Source organism: Zavarzinella formosa DSM 19928 (genome assembly GCF_000255705.1).
Lineage (GTDB): Bacteria > Planctomycetota > Planctomycetia > Gemmatales > Gemmataceae > Zavarzinella > Zavarzinella formosa.
In genome coordinates this window covers 55,545-56,775 of the sequence record NZ_JH636450.1, presented here as the reverse complement: position 1 = coordinate 56,775, position 1,231 = coordinate 55,545, and the positions used below count along the sequence as shown (strand labels likewise).

Sequence of the window (1,231 nt, the reverse complement as noted above, 5' to 3'; positions counted from 1 at the left end):
GAAGCCGCCTCCGCCGAAGGGGTTGCCGAAACCGCCGCCGATGCCGCCGAACGGATTCCCGCCCGCGCCGCCGCGATTGGCCGCGCCTTGTTGCGTCGAGCCGTTGAACCATTCACTGAGGACGCGGGCCGCTTCGACGGCGTTGGCGTTCTTCAACCGGAAAACTTGGAAGTCGCCGTCAGCCGGGCCGGCCATCAGCAGGCGGGCCATCTGGGCGATCAGGGCCACCGTCTTCGGGTCGTCCCCGGAGACGATCAACTTGCCGCCAACGACGGTCACCGTCGCCCCGGAATCCTTCGCGGGGACCGCATCCTTCTTGGGCGGGGCGGCCGGGTCCACGATCTGATTCATCACCAGCATTCGGGAGGTGTCGAAACTGCGGGCGTCGCCGAGTGTGGTCGGCTTGATCGCCGGGGCCGCGCTTTTCGGCGGCAGGGGAATCGGATTGGGCAGGGGCATCGGCGGAAGCCCGTCCTTCGGAGTCAGCGAAGGGGACTTCGGAATGGGCATTCCGTTTGCGTTGATGACCTTGAGGTCACCCTTGCCCATTTGCTGGAGCATCCGTTGAAGGGCCTCGGCCATCATGGCCCCGGAGCCTTCTTTCAATTCGATGATTTGCAGGTTTCCGCTGCCGGACGTGGTGTCGCCCGAGTCCTGCAAGCCGTTCTTGATCGCCAGTTCCACGTCGGCGACTTGTTCCTTGCGGCCGCGAACAATCACCCCGCCGCCGCTCGGGTGGGCTTCGATGAACGGCCCCCCCTTGGTCGGGTCGGGGAACATCCCCTTCAAGAGCGTGACGGCACTGGGCAAGTCCATCCCGCCGACGGAGATGACCTTGGCGTTGGCGCTGTTCGACTTGGTGATCTCGTTAATGTTTTCTTGAATGTCGAAATGGTCGTTCGGGCTGGCCCAGACCATCAATTGGTTGCCGGACACCGCCCGGATGCGGATGATCGGCGAAGCCTTGTAAATATCCGTCAACGCCGCCGCGACCACGTCGGCGGTCCCGGCCGGCACACTGTACGGCAGGAACTTCGGTCCGCCCGTCAGGATCGGCTTGGCATCCGCGTCGGCCTTCACGTCGAACTTGGCCATGAATGACTTGGCCTGCCCGATCTGGGCCGCCGGGCCGGTCACAAAGACGGTGTTGGTTGCCTCGTCCGCGACGATGTTCACGAGCTTGCCGGGCCGTCCGCCCCGGTCGCCACCGCCCCGACTGCCGCCGTTGTTT

At 65.0% G+C, this 1,231-nt stretch carries 1 pseudogene; it reads right to left on the bottom strand.

Going from position 1 to position 1,231, the window contains the following annotated elements:
- Nucleotides 1–1,231 (bottom strand): annotated as a pseudogene (locus BGIM_RS65285) (hypothetical protein); the annotation flags it as partial.